Here is an 18,387-nt window from a genome sequence, read left to right as displayed (position 1 = left end):
CGTCGCCGCGGGAGGATCCCCCCGGCATCCGCGTCCCACCCTACGCAGGGGCCGTGCGAGGCTTGACGCGGGCGGTACCATCGCGATCCATCCGGTCGCCGCCCTCCCCGTCCCGCTCCGCGCCCGCCCGTCGGCGCTCCCGTCCCGGAGGTGCCGTGCTCGAGATCGCCGCGGAGGTGCTCGACGCCCTCGCCGACGGCCGTCGTCTCGCCGTCGCGTGCGTCACGGACGTGCTCGGCAGCGCCCCGCGCACGGCGGGCACGGCGATGGCCGTCGACGACCGGGGCCGGGTCATCGGATCCATCTCCGGCGGCTGCGTCGAGGGCGCCGTCGTCGAGGTGGCCCACGGCGTGCTCGAGGACGGGGTGCCCGCGCTCACGTCCTTCGGCGTCAGCGACGACGACGCGTTCCAGGTCGGCCTGACGTGCGGCGGGCGGATCGGCGTGGTCGTCGTCGAGGTCGCCCCCGCGGGCGACGCGCGGTCTCCGATCCCCGTCGCCGTGCGCGCCGCGCTCGAGGACGCCCGCGCCGGCCGCGCCGCATCGCTCGCGCTCGTGCTGGAGGGGCCGGCCGCCGGCGCGTGGATCACCGGGGCCCCCGACCCCGAGGCCGACGCGGCCGTCGGCGCCGACCCCGCCCGCCGGATCCGCGCCGAGCTCGCCTCCCGCCTCGCCGCCGGCCGCTCGGGCACCACGGAGGTCGACTGCGCCGACGGGCCCCTGCGCGTCCTGCACCTCGTCACCGCCCCGCCGCCCCGCCTGCTCGTCTTCGGCGCCGTCGACTTCTCCGCCGCCCTCGCCGACGCGGCCGCGCTCCTCGGCTACCGGGTGACCGTGTGCGACGCCCGGCCGGCCTTCGCGACCCGCGCGCGCTTCCCATCGGCCCACGAGGTCGTCGCCGAGTGGCCCGACGAGTACCTCGCACGCACCGAGGTCGACGCCCGCACCGTGATCTGCGTGCTCACCCACGACGACCGCTTCGACGTTCCGCTGCTCGTCGCCGCGCTCCGTCTGCCGGTCGCGTTCGTCGGCGCGATGGGATCCCGCGCCACCGACGTGCGCCGCCGCGCGCTGCTCGTGGAGGAGGGCCTGACGGAGGCCGAGCTCGCGCGCCTGCGCTCGCCCATCGGCCTCGACATCGGTGCCAGCACGCCGCAGGAGACGGCCGTCTCCATCCTCGCGGAGGTGCTCGCGGCGCGCGCCGGTGCCGCGGGGGCGCCGCTCACGACGACCACCGGACCGATCCACGGGGAGAGCGCATGACCGCCGCCGCCGAATCCGCATCCGCCGCGCCGCAGCCCGCCCTCGCCCGCCGCCTCGGCCTCCTCGACGCCACCGTGCTCGGCCTCGGTGCGATGATCGGCGCCGGGATCTTCGCCGTCATGCCCGCCGCCGCCCGCGCGGCAGGCGGCGGCCTCCTCGTCGGCCTCGCGATCGCGGCGGTCGTCGCGTTCTGCAACGCCACGGCGTCCGCGCAGCTCGCGGCCCGCTACCCGTCGTCCGGCGGCTCGTACCTGTACGGCCGGGAGCGGCTGGGGGAGTGGCCGGGCTTCCTGGCGGGCTGGTCGTTCGTCATCGGCAAGACCGCGAGCTGCGCCGCCATGGCCCTGACCTTCGCCGCGTACGCCGTGCCCGCCGCATGGCAGCGGCCGGTGGCGGCGCTCGCCGTCGTCGCGCTCGCCACTGTCGGCTGCCTCGGCGTGACCCGCACCGCCCGGCTCGCGCGCGTGATCATCGCCGTGGTCCTCGCGGTGATCGCGCTCGTGCTGGTCGCCGGCCTCGTCGCGGGCGGGCCGCATGCAGCCGCAGGACCGGTCGCGGGCGTCGTCGACGCCACGCCCTACGGCGTCCTCCAGTCGGCGGGGCTCCTGTTCTTCGCGTTCGCGGGCTACGCGCGCATCGCGACCATGGGGGAGGAGGTGCGGGATCCCGCCCGCACCATCCCGCGGGCGATCCTGCTGGCGCTCGGCGGCGCGCTCGTCGTCTACGCCCTCGTCGCCGTGACGCTGCTCGGGGTGCTCGGGGACGCGCGGCTCGGCGGATCCACCGCGCCGCTCGCCGACGTCGTGCGCGACGCGGGCTGGGCGTGGGCGGTGCCGGTCGTCGGCGTCGGGGCCGCGGCCGCGTGCCTCGGCGCGCTGCTCGCGCTCCTCGCGGGGATCGGGCGCACGTCGCTCGCGATGGCGCGCGAGGGCGACCTGCCGCGCGCGCTCGCCGTCGTGCACCCGCGGTACCGGGTGCCGCAGCGGGCCGAGATCGCGGTGGCCGCGGTCGTCGTCGCGCTCGTCCTCACCGTGGATCTCCGCGGCGTCGTCGGCTTCTCATCCTTCGGCGTGCTGCTGTACTACGTGGTCGCCAATGCCGCGGCCTTCACGCAGGAGCGCGCGGATCGGCGGTACCCGCGGGCGCTGCAGGCGCTCGGCGTCGTGGGCTGCCTGGTGCTGGTGGCGACGCTGCCCGGGGCGTCCATCGCCGTGGGATCCGGCGTGCTGCTGGTCGGGGTGGTCGGGCGCGCGGTGGTGCTCGCCCGTCGGCGCCGGGCCGCTGCCTGATCGCGGTGCACCCCGCCCGCTACTCCCGCGTCCCGCGCTCCCCGAGCGTCGTCGGGCTGTCGAACCGTGGCTGCGGGCCGCCGCCGTGCAGCAGCCGCCACACGCGGTCGCGCGACATCGGCAGGTCGTGCGGCCGGATCCCGATCGCGTCCCGCACCGCGTTGGCGAGCGCGGGCGCGACCGGGTTGTAGGGCGCCTCGCTCATCGACTTCGCGCCGTGCGGCCCGTTGTCGTCGTGCGTGGCGGCGAAGAGCACCTCGGTCACGGGCAGGTCGGCGAGCTGGGGGATGTGGTAGTTCCGCAGCACGTCCGTGAGGATCCGCCCCTCGCCGTCGTGCACGACCTCCTCGTACATGGCGGTGCCGAGCGCCTGCGCCGTCCCGCCCTCGACCTGGCCGCGCAGCTGCGCGGGGTTCAGCACGGTGCCGGCGTCGACGGCCTGCACGGAGCGGAGGATGCGGACCTCGCCCGTCGCGGGATCCACCGCCACCCGGAAGGCGTGCACGTTGAACGCGAGGGAGCGGAGCGCGCCGTCCTCGTGCGCCTGGGCGGCGAGGCCGTCGGGGCCGACCAGCTCGGCGATCGGCACCGCGACGCCGTCGTCCGCGACGAGCGCGTCCGGCGTGAGCGCGAACGCGTCGGCGGCGATCCCCGTGCGCGCGGCGGCCGCCTCCCGCAGCAGGTCGGCGAGCGCGGTCGCGGCCCCGTGCACGGCCTTGCCCGCGACGACCGTGCCCGCGGATCCGAACGCGCCCGTGTCGTAGCGGGTGACGTCGGTGTCGGACTGGCGGATGCGGATCCGGTCGGGCGTCGTCCCCAGCGCGGTCGCGGCCAGCTGCGCGTGCACGGTGGTCGTGCCGTTGCCGAACTCGGCCGTGCCGACGGACACCGTCACGATCCCGTCGGCCGCCATCGCCACGGTCACGTCCGCGAAGTGCCCGCGGGGCGGCATCGTGGCGATCATCGCGGCGGCCATGCCCTCGCCCACGAGCCAGCGGTCGCCCTCCGGCACCGGATCCCCGCCGCCGTCGCGCAGCGCCTGCTCGGCGAGGTCGAGGCACTGGTCGAGCCCGTAGCTGCCGCCGAAGCCGAGGTCGGGGCCCTCGGCATGGGTGATGATCAGCGGGTCGCCCGGCACCACGGCGTTGCGGCGCCGGATCTCGAAGCCCGAGATGCCGAGCTCCCGCGCCAGCTCGTCGAGCGCGGACTCGATCGCGAAGATCACCTGCCCGAGGCCGTAGCCGCGGAACGCGCCCGACGGCAGGTTGTTCGTGTAGACGCTCTGCGCGTCCACGCGTTTCGCCGGCGAGCGGTAGAGCGCGATGGACTCGTTGCAGCCGTGGAACATGACGCCCGGCCCGTGGTTGCCGTACGCGCCCGTGTCGCTGAGCACGTCGACCGCGAGCGCCGTGAGCACGCCGTCGGCGGTCGCGCCGACCGTGACGCCGACGCGCATCGGGTGCCGGGCGGGGGAGAGCGTGAACTCGTCCGACCGGGTGAACTCCAGCTGCACCGGCCGGCCGGTCGCGAGCACGGCGAGGGTGACGACGTCCTCGGTGAGGATCTCCTGCTTGCCGCCGAACCCGCCGCCGACGCGCGCCGTGAAGACGCGCACCTGATCCGGCTCCAGCTCGAACAGCCGGCAGATCTCGCGCTGCACGAGGAACGGCACCTGCGAGCTGGTGCGGAGGACGAGGCGGCCCTCCTCCATCCAGCCGATGGTCGCGTGCGTCTCGAGGTGCGTGTGCGCGACGCGGTGCGTGGACCACGTGCCCGAGACGACCGCGTGGGCCCGGGCGAGCCCGGCGGCCACGTCGCCGTGCTCGCCGTGCATCTCCGCGACGATGTTGCGCTGCGGGTCGGCGAGGCGCGAGACGGCGGGATCCTTGTCGCCGTGCACGAGCGGAGCGCCCGGCCGCCGCGCCTCCTCGGGGTCGAAGACGGCGGGCAGGACCTCGTAGTCGACGCGCACCAGGCGCACGGCCGCCTCCGCGATCCCGACGTCGTCGGCGATCACCGCGGCCACGCGCTGCCCGCGGAACCGCACCACGTCGTCGAAGACGCGGCTGTCGTCGGGGTCGTCGAAGCGGTCCTCGTGCCGCGCGGACGAGTAGAGCGTGGCGGGGGAGTCGTGGTGGGTGAGCACGGCGTGCACGCCCGGCAGCGCGAGCGCCTCCGACGTGTCGATGGAGCGGATGCGCGCGTGCGGGTACGGGCTGCGGACCAGGCTCGCGTGCAGGAGGCCGGGGATCGCCACGTCGAGCGTGTACGGCTCGGTGCCGCTGACGACGCGCTCGCTCGCGGGCGCGTGCAGCGACGTGCCGACGCGGCCGGTCTGGGCGCGCTCGGCGGCGCGGGTGCCGTCGGCCGTCGCGGCGGACCCGGCAGCGGCGGTGGCGGATCCCGTCGCCCGCACGGGCCCGAGCCCCTCCGGTCGCTCCCCGCCGCAGCCCGCGGAGTGCGCGTGGGCCGCGCCGCCGTGCTCCCCGCGGATCGCCTCGTCGATGGCCCGGTACCCGGTGCACCGGCAGAGGCTGCTCTTCATCACGCGCGGCAGGTCGTCGAGGTCGCCGTCGCCGAGCGACGCCGCCGTGACGACCATGCCGGGCGTGCAGAACCCGCACTGGAACCCGGCCGCCTCCACGAACCGCTCCTGCACCGGATGCAGGTCGCCCGGCGTCCCGAGCCCCGCCGCCGTCGTGACCTCCCGCCCGGCCGCCCGGAACGCCGGCAGGATGCACGAGTGCACGGCCTCGCCGTCCAGGAGCACCGAGCACGCGCCGCAGTCGCCGGAGTCGCAGCCCTTCTTCACGCTGAACACCTCGTGCGCGCGCAGCCACGTGCGCAGGCTCTGGCCGGGCGCCGGCTCTCCCGGGATCTCGCGGCCGTCCACGGTCATGCTCACGGGCGTGCTCCTGCCGTCGTCGTGGTGGCGGCGCCCGGCGGGGTGCCGCGCTCGCCGGAGGGCGGTCCGTCGCCGGAGCCCGCCACCTCGCCGGCCAGCTCCGCGCGGATCTCCTCCGCGAGCAGCGCGCTCACGGCACGGCGCCAGTCGGCGGCGCCGTGCGCGTCGGTGAACCAGGATCCGATCGCTCTCACGTCGTCGGCGAGCACGCCGGCCGCGGGCAGCGCCGGGTAGCGCAGCGGCTCGGGCCGGAGGGTGGCGCCGGTGACGGTCAGGGTGAACGCGCCGCCTTCGTCGAGCCGGCCGATCACCACGGATCCGGAGCGCCCGATGGGCGACAGCGCGATCTTGCGGAAAGCCGTCCGGGCGCGCAGCGACGACGCCGGCACGTGGATCGAGCGGAGCACGTCGCCCGGGCGGAGCGCCGTCGTCCGGTCGCCGGTCACGAGCTCCGCCACCGGCATCCGCTCGTCGCGCGCCGGTTCGTCGACGGTGGCTGCCCGCCAGATGAGCGCCTCGGCGTCGAGGGCGGAGGCGAGCGCCGTCATCGGCCCCGCGGGCAGCGCCGAGCAGATGTTCCCGCCCACGGTCGCGACCCGCCAGATCTTCGTCGACCCGAACAGCGCCGTGCACGCCTGAAGGAACAGCGGGTGCGCGGCCCAGCTGTCCCGCGGCGGGATCCCGGCGACCTCCGCGATGGTGCACGTCGCGGCGATCTCGAGCCCCTCGTCCGTGACCACGAGCGACTCCCAGCCGAGCGCGTGCAGGTCGACGAGCCCGGTGAGGTGCGGGTGCGGCTCCGCGAAGATGCCGGATCCGCCCGCGAGCGCCGCCACGCTCGGCCCGAGGGCGGCGAGGTCGTCGCGCGTCCGTGCGGGCAGGACGGAGCGGACGGTGGGCTGGTCCATGGGTCTCCTCTGAGGGCGTCCCGGTCGACGGCCGCGGGTCCTCCCGGGGGAGCGCGGGCGCGCGTGGGGGTGTGACAGCGATCCTCGCATCCGCCCGGCCCCGCCCCCGCCCGCGCGCCCCGAGTTGCCGCCGTCGGGATGCGCTGCCACGCTCGGGGCGAGACCCGGGGAGACCATGAGCATCCGCACCGCCGCCCGCGCCGCCCGTCCGCGTCGCCGATCCCGCGGCGGCACCGCGCTCGCCGCGTCCGGATCCGCGCTCGCCGTGTCCCTGCTCCTCGCCGGCTGCGCCTCCACCCCCGACGGCCCGCCCGCCCCGCCGTTCGACGCCGTCGCCCTGCCGGCCGAGGCGCCCACCGCGCTCCCGGACCAGCGCGTCGCCCCGGGCGAGGTCGTCGCCCTCGCGAGCGCGGACGCGGCCGGTGTCGACGGGCCGGTCGTCGCCACCTCCGTGCTGGGCGTCGCCGAGGGCCAGCCCGCCTACTGGTCCGGCTACGAGGACGGCGCGCGCTTCGCCGACCGCATCCCGTACTTCGCGTTCGTCCAGACGCGCTGGCTCGAGGGCGAGCGCGGCCCCGCCAACGGTCCGGTCCTCCGCCCCTTCCTCGCCGACGGCACCGAGGTCGACATCATCCAGCGTCAGGTCGGCGGCGTCAGCGCGTCGGCGCAGTGCCCGTACGAGATGCCCGTCCTCCGCGCGGACGACGGCCACGCCGCCGAGGAGCACCTGGAATGCGTCGTCTACGCCGTGCCCGTCGGCCAGGAGCTCGCCGAGCTGCGCTGGCACGACGTCCCGCGCACCGTCCTCGAGACGCCGGATCCCGCGACCCACCCGTTCCTCGCGGCGCCCGTCGTCTGGGAGGTCGACGCCCTCCCGGCGGCCGCCGCCGAGGCCGAGGGATGACGATCGTGGACGCATCCCGTCGCGCGCGCCGACACCGTCGAGGACCGGCAACCGACCGCGCCTGATCCGCGGAGGGCCCCCGACCGGGGGCGCGCACCCGCGCTCGGTAGAATGATCCGTCGCCACCCGTCGGGTCAGGCGACCGCACCAGGCACACGAGAAGCACCAAGGGGATGATCCATGGCGGGCAGCGCACGGCAGTTCAACGTAGCGCTCGAGCCGACGGTCGATCCCGCCACCAGCGAGGAGGAGTTCTCCCGCCAGGACGACGCGGTCGCGCCCGCCCCCGCCACGTGGCCCACCACGCACCACCGCCCCGACGTCGTCGTCCGCAAGGGCCTCGCCACGCTGGTGAACCGCACGCTCACGCCGCACCAGGCGCTCGTGACCGACCTGCTCTTCATCCGGGACGCGCTGCTCGCGACCGGCATCGACTTCTGGCTGATCCGCGGCAACGACGAGCGCCCGGTCATCGCCATCGACGTCCAGAACCGCGACACCGTCGTCCGCGCGCTCGTCGCCGCGTGCGCCGACGAGCCGCTGTACGCCAAGACCGTGGACGGCCGCCGCCGCCCGCCGCTGCTCGTCGCCGACGGCCGCCTCACGGACAACCCCGACGCCGGGATCTTCCGCCTCTACCGCCCGCGCATCGAGCCGGTGGGCCTCCTGGCCTACGGCGCGTCCACCGCGGTCGAGCTGCAGTTCTTCCGCTTCGAGGGCGAGACCATCGTCTGGCCGGTCGAGAACTCGCTCACGCGCGAGATCCTCCCCGCCGCCGAGGTCGTGCCCGCCACGGTCGAGATGTACGGCCACGAGTGGAAGACGCTGCGCGGCATGTTCGACGCACAGGCGTCCGACATCACCTTCGACATCGACATGGTCTTCTCCTGGGTCGACGGCAACGACCCCGAGTTCCAGAAGCGGCGTGCCGAGCGCATGAAGGACGTCGTGGTCGGCGAGGGCGACGACTCCGAGGCCCGCTTCCGCCAGATCGACGAGCTCAAGTACGCGCTCCGCTCGGTGTACCTCTTCGCGCCGTGGGTGCGCCGGATCTTCATCGTCACTGACTCCCCGAAGCCGTCGTGGCTGGCCGACCACCCCGCCGTCACGTTCGTGCGCAGCGAGGAGTTCTTCACGGATCCCGCCGCCCTCCCCACGCACAACTCGCAGGCCGTCGAGTCGCAGCTGCAGCACATCCCGGGCCTCAGCGAGCACTTCCTCTACTCGAACGACGACATGTTCTTCGGCCGCCCCGTGCAGCCCGGCATGTTCTTCTCGCCCGGCGGGATCACGAAGTTCATCGAGGCGTCGACCCGCATCGGCCTCGGCGACAACGACTCCGACCGCAGCGGCTTCGAGAACTCGGCGCGCGTCAACCGGCGCCTGCTCATGGACCGCTTCGGCCGCCTCATCACCCGCCACCTCGAGCACGCGGCCACGCCGCTGCGCAAGAGCGTGCTGCTGGAGCTCGAGCAGGAGTTCGCGGAGGACTTCCACCGCACGCAGCTCAGCCGCTTCCGCTCCAGCACCGACATCTCGGTGACCAACTCGCTGTACCACTACTACGCGCAGATGACCGCGCGAGCGGTGCAGCAGGAGAACGCCAAGGTCGCCTACGTCGACACCACGTCGCGCGCCGGTCTGGATCTGCTCCCCGGCCTCCTGAAGCGCCGCTCGCAGGACTTCTTCTGCCTCAACGACGGATCCTTCCCCGAGGTCCCGGCCGAGGAGCGGCAGGAGCGCGTGCAGGAGTTCCTCGAGCGCTACTACGGCATCCCGGCGCCGTGGGAGGCGGAGGTCGCTGACGCCGCCGACGCGCCCGTCACGCCCGCCACCCCGGCCGAGTGAGCCGCGCGGGGAGCCCCGCCGACCGCACGCCGTACGAGGTGCTCGGCGTGGATCCCGCGGCCGACACCGCGACCATCCGCGCCGCGTACCGCCGGCTCGTCCGCGCGACCCACCCGGACACGGGCGGCGAGGCGCACCTGTTCCACGCGGTGCAGCGCGCGTGGGAGCTCGTGGGGGATCCCGACGACCGCGCCGCGTACGACCGAGGCCAGGGGCGCACGACGACCGCGGACGACGACCCGCTCGGCCCGGACGACGCCGGGTACGCGCCCGCGCCCGGATCCGGCACCCGACTCGGCGCGGCCGTGCACGGCGTCGCGGGCGCGCTCGCCCGCGCCCACTACCTCGACCGCGTGGCCGAGTGGCAGGGCGTCGCGCCGGGGACCGAGCTCGGCGTGGATCCCTGGTCGCCCGAGCTGGTGCGCCGCGCCCCGCGCGACGTCCGTTGGCTCCTCGCGAAGGCCCTGGCCGAGGAGGCGACCGCGCGGGCGGCCGCCTCGCTCGGCATGGGCGCCACGATCTTCCACGACGTCCGTCCGCTCGACGGCCAGGGCAAGGTCGACCACGTCGTGCTCGCCCCCGCCGGCCTCTTCGCGCTGAGCTCCGAGGACTGGGGCACGGCCGTCCAGCTGGTGCGCGGCGAGCTGCAGCCCGTGGCGGCGGATCCCGACGGCGCCTTCGCCCCGGGCGACGCGCCCGTCACGTGGCTGGTCGGCGCCGCGCGCGCCCTCGCGGCCTCCGCCGGTGTGCGCTTCGCGGCCGCCGTGGTCGTCGTGCCGGACGACGCGCTCGCCCAGCCCGTCGAGCGCGTGGAGCGCGGGCGCAACCGCGGCGCGCTCGTCGTCCGCCGATCCGTCCTGCCGCTCGTGCTGCGCGACGGCGTCTCTGAGGAGGGCCGGCTCAGCGTCGCGGATCCCTACGCCGTCCGGGCGCTCCTCCGCGAGCGGCTGACCCTCCTCGGGCCCGCCGCGGGCTGACGCGGTCGGCGGGCGCCGCCCCACGCCGGAGGGCCCGCCGCGACGGATCGCGACGGGCCCTCGTGCCGTGCAGGCGGTGCGGGTGGATCAGGCGGGCAGGTCGGTGGGCGCGTCGCCCGAGCCCGTGTCGGCCGCGTCCTCGTCGGAGCCGAGCGAGTCGCCACCGCTGGAGAGGCCCCCGTCACCGGGCCCCTCGTCGTCGTCCACGTGCTGGATGCTCTCGCCGTCGGGGACCGTGCCGCCGACGCTCGCGTCGGAGTCGGCCTCGCCCGGCATGGCCTGCGTGACGCCGGGGGCGCCCTGGACGGTGGACAGGGGATCGATGTCGGAGTCGCTCATCACCCGACCGTACGCCGGAGCCCCGCGCGCGTCCGGGCGGGCGCGGTCAGACGGCGGGGGCGAGCGGCGCGTCGAGCTGGTCGACGCAGCGGGCGAAGGCGCGGGCGAGCGCGTCGAGCTCCCCGGGGTCCGGACGCGGATCCGGGAAGAGCGCACGCGCCTCCCCGGCCTCCCGACCGGCGAACAGCAGGGCGCGCTCGTGCAGGCGCTTGTCCCCGGCCGCGACGCAGGCGTCGCCCATGGACGCCACGTGCTGCTCGACGTGCCTGTCGAGACCCGCCGCGCGGGCGTGGGCCACCCGCCAGAGGATCGGGGTGCGGGGGTTGTGCATGGTCGTGCCCTCGACGACGCGGTCGACGGAGGCGTCGAACTCCTCGACGGGGAGGATCTGACGTCCCGTCCGCGCCTGCGCGCGGATCAGCTGGCAGACCTCGACGGCCGTGGCGGGATGCGGGCCCGGTGCGGCGGCGGGTGCGTCGTGGTCGAGTGCCGCGACGTAGTCGAGCGCCGCGTCGAGCAGCGGGCCGCCCCCGTCGCGGCTGTCCTCGGCCGCGGACCGGGCGGACACGAGCGCCTCGGCCTCGTCGCCGACGGCGACGAGCGTCTTGAGCAGCGAGATCCGGCTGCGCAGCCGGAGCATGAACATGGCGCCGCCGATCACCGCAGGGCTCGCGTCCCGGCCGCGCACGAGGTCGACGCCGAGGATCTCCTCACGACCGGGCTGCCGGCCGCTGGACAGCTCGTGCACCTCCCGCAGGAGCGCGATCGCGGGGCGCGGCTGACCCGAGTACCGCAGGAGGTCGGCGTGGTTGATCACGCACTCGACGGCGAACCGGATCGCGTCCGCGTCCTCCCGCATGAGCCGGTCGGCCGCCAGGATCCCGCGATCCAGCAGCTCGGACGCCTGCGCGGCCCGGCCCGTGCGGGCCAGCACCAGCGTGAGCGTGTTCAGGGCGAGGAACAGGCGGTCGGGCGTCCGCTCGTCGGCGCCGTCGACGTAGCGCCGGGCGTTGTCGACCAGCTCCGAGGTGCGCCACAGCTGCGGCGGCGTGTCGATGAGGGTCTCGTTGATCATGCGGTGCTCGGCCTCTTCCGTCGGGGCGCCGGCTGTCCGGCGCTCGTGATGCGCCGTCGGGCGCCCCGCGTCCCGGGGCCGTGGGCGAGGCCGCCGACCGGATCGAGACGGGGATCCCACGGTAGGGCGCGCGTCTCCCGGGGCGCCTGCGCCCTCCACACCCGCGGCCCACGCACGAGCGCGCCGCCCGCGATGCGGACGGCGCGCTCGGGGACCGCGACTCAGTCGATGCGCTTCAGGCTCTCGAGGCGGCCGAGCAGGTCGCGGTCCTGGGCGTCGAGGTCGCCCTCGGCGGCGACGACGCGGATGGCGGCCTCGAAGTCGAGGTCCTGGTCGTCGGCGACGCCCGCGACGTCGGCCACGACCCAGAGGAAGCTGACGAGCTCGGGGAGGATCTCGGAGAGCACGGCGTCCGGGAAGATCGCCGCGGCCTGGCGGAACATGCGGTCGGTGGCCGGGCCGCCGAACGCGTGGTCGAGGTCGGCGACGATGCCGTCGTCCTCGTCGAGGTCGGTGGAGATCCAGTTGGCGACGTGCTCGCCGTCGAGGTGGATCGCGGAGATGAAGAGGGGCTCGCCGCCCGACTCGCTCTCGACGATCTCGGTGATCGTGTAGCCGGCGACGCCGGGAGGCGTGAGAAGGGAGTCGTCATCCATGCGCTCATGCTATCCGGGGCGGGGCGTCCGGCGAGGCCGGAGTCCCGCGTCCGCGGGCGGATCGCGCCAGGTCGCGCGGGTAGCCTCGTCGGATGACCTCCGCCGCCGATCCCGCGACCTCCGCGGCGACGGCGTCGACGGCGGCCGACCGCTCCGCGCGCGACCCGTCCGCGGTCCTGGGACCCGCTGCCTGGCACGACCGGGCAGCCCGCCACGCCGACCGCGCCGACGCCTTCTCCGCGGGGTTCCGCGCGCGCCGCCTCGCCGGCCGCACCCACGAGGTCGACGACTTCCTCTTCACCTACTACCCGCACAAGCCGTCGCTCCTCCGCCGCTGGCACCCGGGCGCGGGCGTCGTGCTCGCGGACGCGGCGGACGACGAGCGCGCGGCGTGGCGCTGGTACGTCGCGGACGGAGGCCGCGCGGCCGGTGGGGTGCGGGTCGACGCGTCCGCGTACCTCCGGGCCCGCGGATCCACCGCGTCCTTCATCGAGCGGATCCTCGGCCGCACCGCCGCGCGCCCCGGGCGCTTCTCCTGTTTCGGCCTGCACGAGTGGGCGATGGTCTACAAGGTCGGGCCCGGCGAGCAGCGGCATGAGCGCCTGCCGCTCCGTCTCGGATCCGCCGCGACCGACGAGGTCGTCGAGACCCACAAGCTGGCGTGCACCCACATCGACGCCTTCCGCTTCTTCACGCCCGAGGCCGTGCCGCGGAACGCGCTCGCGCCCACCCGCGAGACCCAGCCGGACCTCGAGCAGCCCGGCTGCCTGCACGCCGGCATGGACGTCTACAAGTGGGCCACGAAGCTCGGCCCGCTCGTGCCCGGCGAGGTGCTGCTCGACGCGTTCGAGCTGGCCCGCGACATCCGCTCGCTCGACATGCGCGCGAGCCCGTACGACGTGTCCGGCCTGGGTCTCGAGGCGGTGCGCATCGAGGAGCCCGCGGGCAAGGCGCGCTACGCGGCCGAGCAGCGCGGCTTCTCCGAGCGGTCGAACGCGCTGCGGGCGCGGATCCTCGTCGAGCTCGCGCACGCCCGCCGCGCGGCCGACGCCGGGCTCTAGCGCCCGCGCATCCCCTCGGGGTCGCGCAGCCGCTCGATCTCGCGCCGGTCGCGCTTCGTCGGCCGTCCGGCCCCGCGGTCGCGCACGATCGTCGCGGGCGCGGCGTCGCGCGGCGGCGGCGGGGGAGTGAGGTCGGTCATCGCCTCCGCGGCGATCGCGGGACCCACGCGCTTCACGAGCGTGCGGCGCACCACGAGGATCCGCTCGGCACCCGCGACGCGCACGCGCACCTCGTCGCCGGGCCGCACCGACTGCGACGCCTTCGCGCGCTCGTCGGCCACCTTCACGTGCCCGGCCCGGCAGGCGGCCGTCGCCTGCGACCGGGTCTTGTAGATCCGCACGGCCCAGAGCCAGCTGTCGACCCGGACCGCGGCCTGCGCGGCATCCGCGGCCCGCGCGGGAGGCAGGGCGGCGTCGGCGGGCATGCTCCGACCCTAGGCGACGGCTCCCCGGTACGCTGGCCCGAGCATGTCGATCTCCCGCCGCACCCTCCTCACCGCGTCCGTGTCGGGGCTGTCGCTCCTCGGGCTCGCGGCGTGCACGCGGACGACGCCGACGCCCGCGACCCCCACGGCCACACCCTCGACGATGCCGACCCCCACGCCGACACCCGGCGCGACCGGTCTCCCGGAGCCCACCGCCTTCGCGCGCTCCGACTGGGCGGGCGACCCGTTCGCGCGCGGATCCGGCAGCTTCCTGCGCCCCGGCGCGACGACCGCCGACCGCGAGGCGCTCGCCCGCCCCATCCAGGACCGCGTGTTCTTCGCCGGCGAGGCGACGAGCGCCGACCGCCCCGGCACGGTCGCGGGCGCGTACGCCTCGGGGCTCCGCGCGGCCGGCGAGGTGGATCGCGCGGGTGCCGGATCCGAGCGCGTCGCGGTCGTCGGCGCCGGCATCGCGGGAACGGCGGCTGCCCGCGCCCTCCGTGACGCCGGGCACGACGTCGTCCTCGTCGAGGCGCGCGCGGACCTCGGCGGCCGGATCCGCGCGGCCGGCGGCACCGGCTGGCCGCACCCCGCGGAGCTCGGCGCGCTCTGGATCGCCGCCGACGACGACGACCTGCTGCGCGACGCGATCGAGGCCGCCGGCATCACCCGCTACGGGCTCGCGCTCGTCGCCGAGGACCGCGGACCCGACGGCGCGGTGCTGGGACCGTCGAGCGCGGGATCCGACGCCGTCGCCGCCGCCCGCGCCTGGGCCCTCGCGCAGCCGGGCGCCGTGAGCCTCGCCGCGGCCCTGCGCGAGACCGGCGGCGACGCGCTCCCCACCGAGGGCGGCGCCGCGTCGCCCGCCGCCCGCCTCGCCGCGATCCTCGCCACCGACGTCGCGATCGCCCACGGTGCGGCACCCGACGAGCTCTCGGGCTCCCGCGGCCTCGACGAGCCGGCACCCGTCGGCAACGTCGCCGTCACGGGTGGCTTCGCGGGCCTCGTGCAGCACCTGCTGCGCGACCAGGACATCGACGTGCTGCGGGAGTCCACCGTCTCGCGCATCGCCTACGGGAACGGGCGGGTGGGGCTGCGGTTGGGATCCGGCGAGTCGCTGTCGGTCGACCGCGTGGTCGTCACCGTGCCGCTCGGCGTGCTGCAGGAGGGCGCGATCGCCTTCGACCCGGCGCTGCCGTCGTCCCACGACGTCGCCATCCGCGCGCTCGGCCCCGGCCGCGCGGACCGGATCTGGCTGCGCTTCGCCGAGCCGTTCTGGTCGACGACGGCCACGGTCTGGACCTCCTACGACGAGGACGGCCGCTTCACCCGCTGGTACAACCTCATGCCGATCTCGGGCGAGCCCGTCCTCATGGCAGAGGTGGGCGCGGAGGCGGCGGAGCGGGTCGCGGCGATGGACGACGAGGCGCTGCGGGCGGCGGCGCTGCGCTCGCTCGCGCCGTTCGCGGATACGGAGCTCCTCGCGACGCCGGAGCCGACCACCACGGGCGAGCCCCGCGCCACCCCGACGCCCTAGGACGGATCGGGGTCCTCCGCGGGCTCCGGCCCGAGCGCGTCCCGCCGCATCACGGCATCGGCGACCTCCCGGCGGGTCGCCTCCGCCGAGTGATGCAGGAGCTCCTGGAGCTGCGTGCGCAGCAGGAGCTGGGCGTGCTCCTCGTCGAGGTCGAGCAGCCCGCGGATCCGCTCCACGGCCTCGGCCCGGGACGCGACCCCGGCGAGCTCGGCGACGAGGGGCCCGAGCGCGTCGGCGGCGGCGACGCGCGTCCGCAGCCACGCGATGCGCGCATCGTACGACCGACGCGGGTCGGCGTCCGTCGGCGGCCGTCCTGACGTGGCGACGTGGCTGCGGCGCGCGATCGCCTCGGCCGTGATGCCCACGCGCAGGGGGCCCGCCGTGCGCGCGGACGGTCCGACGAGCGCGACGTGGAGGTCATGCGGGCCCGGGCGGAGGGCCGCCCAGTCTCCGGCCGGGATCGCGACCGGGATCCGCGTCCGGTCTCCCGGATCCAGCGCCACCGCGCCACGCTGCCCGCCCGCGAAGGCGAAGGAGATCCCGGGCGCGGGCGCGCCGCGCTCCGTGAACGCGCCGAACGCGAGGAAGGCGTCGCCCTCCCGTGGGACCCACCGCTCGGCGCCCACGTTCACGACGTCGACGACCGGGGCCTCGGGGTCGGCGTCGTGGGTCATCACGGTCGGCCAGCGGAGCTCGAGGTCGGGACGGGGGATGTCGTCGGATGCGGTCATGCTCCAGGCTCGCACGCCCGCCTGCGCCCCTCCGGACGCGGAGGCGTCAGCGCTCGGCAGCCGCCGTCTCCCGCGGCGTCGACGCGGACGCGTCCGTGGACGCGCGCGCGGGCGCGTCCGCGACGGTCACCTCATCCGCCTCTGCGTCGTCCCCGCGCCTCCTGCCCCGCCTCCCGCCGTCAGCGGGCCGCACGCGGCTGAGCGCCACGACGAACGCGGACACCCCCGCCAGCACGCCCGCCACGAGGGCCAGCCACGCGGCGATCTCGAACGGGACCCCGACCTGCGCGGGGTCGAGGAAGAAGTAGGGGTACCAGCCGACGCGCGGACCGCGGAGCTCCGTGAACGCGCACCAGGCGACCGGGAAGGGCATCGCCCAGCCGACGGCCTTCCACGTGACGCGCGGGCGGCCCGGCGCGAGGGTCCAGTCGAGGAGCGCGTAGGCGGGGATCACGAAGTGCAGCAGCCGGCTCGACCACGGCACCTCGACGTAGTACGCCTGCGAGCTCGACTCCAGCACGATGAGGCCGAAGACCACGCCGGACACCACGACGTAGCTGAGCACCACGGCGCGCACCGCGGCCATGAGCGGCGGCTCGGCGCGGCCGCGGATGGCCTGCAGCCCGGAGGCGGCGAGCACGACGACGCCGGCCATCCCGCTCTGCGTCGTGAAGTAGCTGAACCAGTTCTCGGCCGCGAAGGTCGTGAAGCCCTGCACGTAGTCGAAGTCGCCGATGAGCGCGACGACCACGACGATCGCGGCGACCAGGCGCACGCCACCGAGGATCCTCTGCACGTGACTCCGATCGCGACCGGCTCCTGGCGTGCCGGCCGCGTCCAGTCTACGAACGAGGTCTCACGATCGGCTCCGTGCCCTCGCGCGTCGCGGGCGGGAGCGGCAGGATGACGCCCATGAGCCCTTCATCGCGATCCACCAGCCAGCAGGTGCAGTTCGGATCCTTCGGCGGCGTCGACGTCCTCGAGGTCGTCGACATCCCGCGTCCCTCGCCCGGCCCCGGCGAGGTGCTCGTCGAGGTGTTCGCGGCGGGCATCAACCACATCGAGGCGTACATCCGGCAGGGCCGCTTCCCCGACGAGGTGCCCACCGCCTTCCCCAACGGGCAGGGCAGCGACTTCGCCGGATGCGTCGCGGCGGTCGGCGAGGGCGTCACGCGCTTCAAGAAGGGCCAGGACGTCCTCGGCCACACCGTCATGGCCGCGCACGCGACGCACGTGGTCGTGCCCGCGGGCAACGTCGTGCCGAAGCCCGCTCAGCTCCCGTGGGAGGTCGCGGGCGGGCTGTTCCTCGCCGGGCTCGTCGCGCACGACGTGCTGCACGCGGTCACGGTCGGCGAGGGCGACACGCTCGTCGTCACCGCGGCGGCCGGCGGGGTGGGGAGCATCGAGGCGCAGCTCGCCATGCGGCGCGGCGCCCGCGTCATCGGCACGTGCGGCGAGCGGAACTTCGACTACCTGCGCCAGATCGGGGTGACCCCGGTGGTCTACGGCGACGGCCTGGCCGACCGGATCCGCGCGGCGGCGCCGAACGGCGTGCAGGGCTTCGTCGACAACTTCGGCGGCGGCGAGCACGTGGCCGAGGAGCTGGGCGTGGCGGGCAAGCGCTTCAGCTCGAGCGACGACCGCCGCGAGCTGGAGCTCGAGGCCGTCCTGCCTCCCGTCGAGGAGGACGACGTCCACCGCTCGCGCACGCTCGCGACCGTCGCGGAGCTCGCGGCCAAGCGCGAGGTCGACGTCCTCGTCTCGGGCTTCTACCCGCTGGCGGAGGTGCAGGACGCGTTCGACGACCTGGAGCGCCGGCACGCGCGCGGCAAGATCGTGCTCGGCATGCGGCCCGTGCACTACCCGGGCGACCGGCGCAGCACGGCGAAGGCGCGCGACGTGGCGGAGGGACGCGCCTGACCCGGATCGGGTGACGCCCGCCGGGCGGGGCGCGCGCCGGTCAGCGCGCGACGACCTCAGCGGGCTCCGGCTCGGCCGGCGCCTCGGTGTGCGCCTCACGCCACCGCAGCAGGTCGCGCACCGCGGGCGACTCGTCGCATTCGAGCATCGCGACGGCGGCCCGCGGCGTCGCGTCGTTGACGGCGAGCCAGGAGCGCACGCGCTCGGAGGTGTCGCCCACCAGCATCGTGAGCACGGCCGCCGGCGCCTGGGGGTTGCGGGCGAGGCACGCGCGGACGCCCTCGTCGGCGTCGCGGGCGAGCGCCTGCTGCACGTCGAGCGGCGCGTGCGGGCTGCTCGCCACGCTCTCGCGCACCTTGGGGTCGCGGTGCTCGGCGAGCAGGCGGAGCCGGCGGATCTTGCTGGGCGTGACCTCGGGCGCGGGATGCAGCGCGGCGGCCTGCTCCGCGGTGAGGACGGCGGGCGCGGTCCGGTGCAGGGCCTCGAGCTGCGCGGCGGTGGTGAACCTGATGCACGACATGCCCCGACGCTATCGAAGGTGCCCGTGAGA

General features: G+C 75.9%; 17 protein-coding genes. 8 read left to right on the top strand and 9 right to left on the bottom strand.

From position 1 onward, the window contains the following. Positions 1-155 precede the first annotated feature (155 nt). Positions 156-1,262 (top strand): XdhC family protein, encoded by a 1,107-nt coding sequence (locus tag K0V08_RS16060; protein ID WP_079533482.1) that lies wholly within the window; start codon positions 156-158, stop codon positions 1,260-1,262. Next, on the top strand, positions 1,259-2,551 hold the full coding sequence (locus K0V08_RS05375) for an APC family permease (RefSeq protein ID WP_079533480.1): 1,293 nt from the start codon (positions 1,259-1,261) through the stop codon (positions 2,549-2,551). Before K0V08_RS16060 ends, K0V08_RS05375 begins: the two co-directional genes overlap by 4 nt. Before the next feature lie 19 nt (positions 2,552-2,570). Here K0V08_RS05375 and K0V08_RS05370 read toward each other — a convergent pair whose 3' ends face one another. Continuing rightward, entirely contained in the window at positions 2,571-5,456 is a 2,886-nt protein-coding gene (locus tag K0V08_RS05370) for a molybdopterin-dependent oxidoreductase (protein WP_079533478.1), read from the bottom strand. Beyond that, the gene (locus tag K0V08_RS05365) at positions 5,453-6,364 is read right to left on the bottom strand and encodes an FAD binding domain-containing protein (protein WP_012038598.1); all 912 of its coding nucleotides are present in this window, start codon (positions 6,362-6,364) and stop codon (positions 5,453-5,455) included. The genes K0V08_RS05370 and K0V08_RS05365 overlap by 4 nt, the downstream gene beginning before the upstream one ends. Before the next feature lie 175 nt (positions 6,365-6,539). On the opposite strand from K0V08_RS05365, the gene K0V08_RS05360 reads away from it, so the two are divergent. The 3 genes from K0V08_RS05360 (at position 6,540) to K0V08_RS05350 (ending at position 10,093) form a co-directional block, all read left to right on the top strand. After that, positions 6,540-7,268, top strand: coding sequence for a hypothetical protein (locus K0V08_RS05360; protein WP_012038597.1), 729 nt, complete (start codon positions 6,540-6,542; stop codon positions 7,266-7,268). A 180-nt stretch (positions 7,269-7,448) separates the two neighbouring features. Further along, positions 7,449-9,116 carry a stealth family protein gene (locus tag K0V08_RS05355; RefSeq protein ID WP_012038596.1) on the top strand — a complete coding sequence of 556 codons (1,668 nt, stop codon included), beginning with the start codon at positions 7,449-7,451 and terminating at the stop codon, positions 9,114-9,116. Next, complete coding sequence (locus K0V08_RS05350; RefSeq protein ID WP_012038595.1) at positions 9,113-10,093, top strand: J domain-containing protein; 981 nt, start codon at positions 9,113-9,115, stop codon at positions 10,091-10,093. The genes K0V08_RS05355 and K0V08_RS05350 overlap by 4 nt, the downstream gene beginning before the upstream one ends. An 87-nt stretch (positions 10,094-10,180) precedes the next feature. On the opposite strand, the gene K0V08_RS05345 is transcribed toward K0V08_RS05350, so the two are convergent. The 3 genes from K0V08_RS05345 to K0V08_RS05335 all read right to left on the bottom strand — a co-directional run bounded on the left by K0V08_RS05345 (position 10,181) and on the right by K0V08_RS05335 (position 12,163). Further along, positions 10,181-10,432 (bottom strand): hypothetical protein, encoded by a 252-nt coding sequence (locus K0V08_RS05345; RefSeq protein ID WP_043560845.1) that lies wholly within the window; start codon positions 10,430-10,432, stop codon positions 10,181-10,183. Between the two features lie 46 nt (positions 10,433-10,478). Continuing rightward, a complete protein-coding gene (locus tag K0V08_RS05340) occupies positions 10,479-11,507 on the bottom strand; it encodes a hypothetical protein (protein WP_012038593.1) in 1,029 nt (342 codons plus the stop codon). Positions 11,508-11,728: 221 nt separating this feature from the next. Then, complete coding sequence (locus K0V08_RS05335) at positions 11,729-12,163, bottom strand: hypothetical protein (protein ID WP_012038592.1); 435 nt, start codon at positions 12,161-12,163, stop codon at positions 11,729-11,731. Positions 12,164-12,255: 92 nt separating this feature from the next. Between K0V08_RS05335 and K0V08_RS05330 the strand changes: the two genes are divergently transcribed. After that, entirely contained in the window at positions 12,256-13,224 is a 969-nt protein-coding gene (locus K0V08_RS05330) for a hypothetical protein (RefSeq protein WP_012038591.1), read from the top strand. On the opposite strand, the gene K0V08_RS05325 is transcribed toward K0V08_RS05330, so the two are convergent. Beyond that, positions 13,221-13,649, bottom strand: a complete 429-nt coding sequence (locus tag K0V08_RS05325; protein WP_079533476.1) for an RNA-binding S4 domain-containing protein — start codon at positions 13,647-13,649, stop codon at positions 13,221-13,223. The genes K0V08_RS05330 and K0V08_RS05325 overlap by 4 nt on opposite strands. A gap of 43 nt (positions 13,650-13,692) precedes the next feature. Here K0V08_RS05325 and K0V08_RS05320 point away from each other — a divergent pair, with 43 nt between their 5' ends. After that, positions 13,693-15,186: a flavin monoamine oxidase family protein gene (locus tag K0V08_RS05320; protein ID WP_079533475.1), complete on the top strand. Its 1,494-nt coding sequence runs from the start codon at positions 13,693-13,695 to the stop codon at positions 15,184-15,186. On the opposite strand, the gene K0V08_RS05315 is transcribed toward K0V08_RS05320, so the two are convergent. Both K0V08_RS05315 and K0V08_RS05310 read right to left on the bottom strand, forming a co-directional pair. Continuing rightward, positions 15,183-15,917 carry a hypothetical protein gene (locus tag K0V08_RS05315; RefSeq protein WP_174240265.1) on the bottom strand — a complete coding sequence of 245 codons (735 nt, stop codon included), beginning with the start codon at positions 15,915-15,917 and terminating at the stop codon, positions 15,183-15,185. The genes K0V08_RS05320 and K0V08_RS05315 overlap by 4 nt on opposite strands. Before the next feature lie 46 nt (positions 15,918-15,963). Continuing rightward, entirely contained in the window at positions 15,964-16,713 is a 750-nt protein-coding gene (locus K0V08_RS05310) for a Pr6Pr family membrane protein (RefSeq protein ID WP_227324515.1), read from the bottom strand. A gap of 116 nt (positions 16,714-16,829) precedes the next feature. Here K0V08_RS05310 and K0V08_RS05305 point away from each other — a divergent pair, with 116 nt between their 5' ends. Beyond that, positions 16,830-17,837: an NADP-dependent oxidoreductase gene (locus tag K0V08_RS05305; protein WP_228510693.1), complete on the top strand. Its 1,008-nt coding sequence runs from the start codon at positions 16,830-16,832 to the stop codon at positions 17,835-17,837. A 40-nt stretch (positions 17,838-17,877) separates the two neighbouring features. Here the strand turns inward: K0V08_RS05305 and K0V08_RS05300 are convergent, their stop codons facing one another. Continuing rightward, complete coding sequence (locus K0V08_RS05300) at positions 17,878-18,357, bottom strand: hypothetical protein (RefSeq protein ID WP_079533469.1); 480 nt, start codon at positions 18,355-18,357, stop codon at positions 17,878-17,880. Between the last annotated feature and the right edge of the window lie 30 nt (positions 18,358-18,387).

The sequence above is a fragment of the Clavibacter michiganensis genome (genome assembly GCF_021216655.1).
Taxonomy (GTDB): Bacteria; Actinomycetota; Actinomycetes; order Actinomycetales; family Microbacteriaceae; genus Clavibacter; species Clavibacter michiganensis.
The sequence above is the reverse complement of the archived record's forward strand: the minus strand, read 5'-3'. Positions and strand labels throughout refer to the sequence as shown.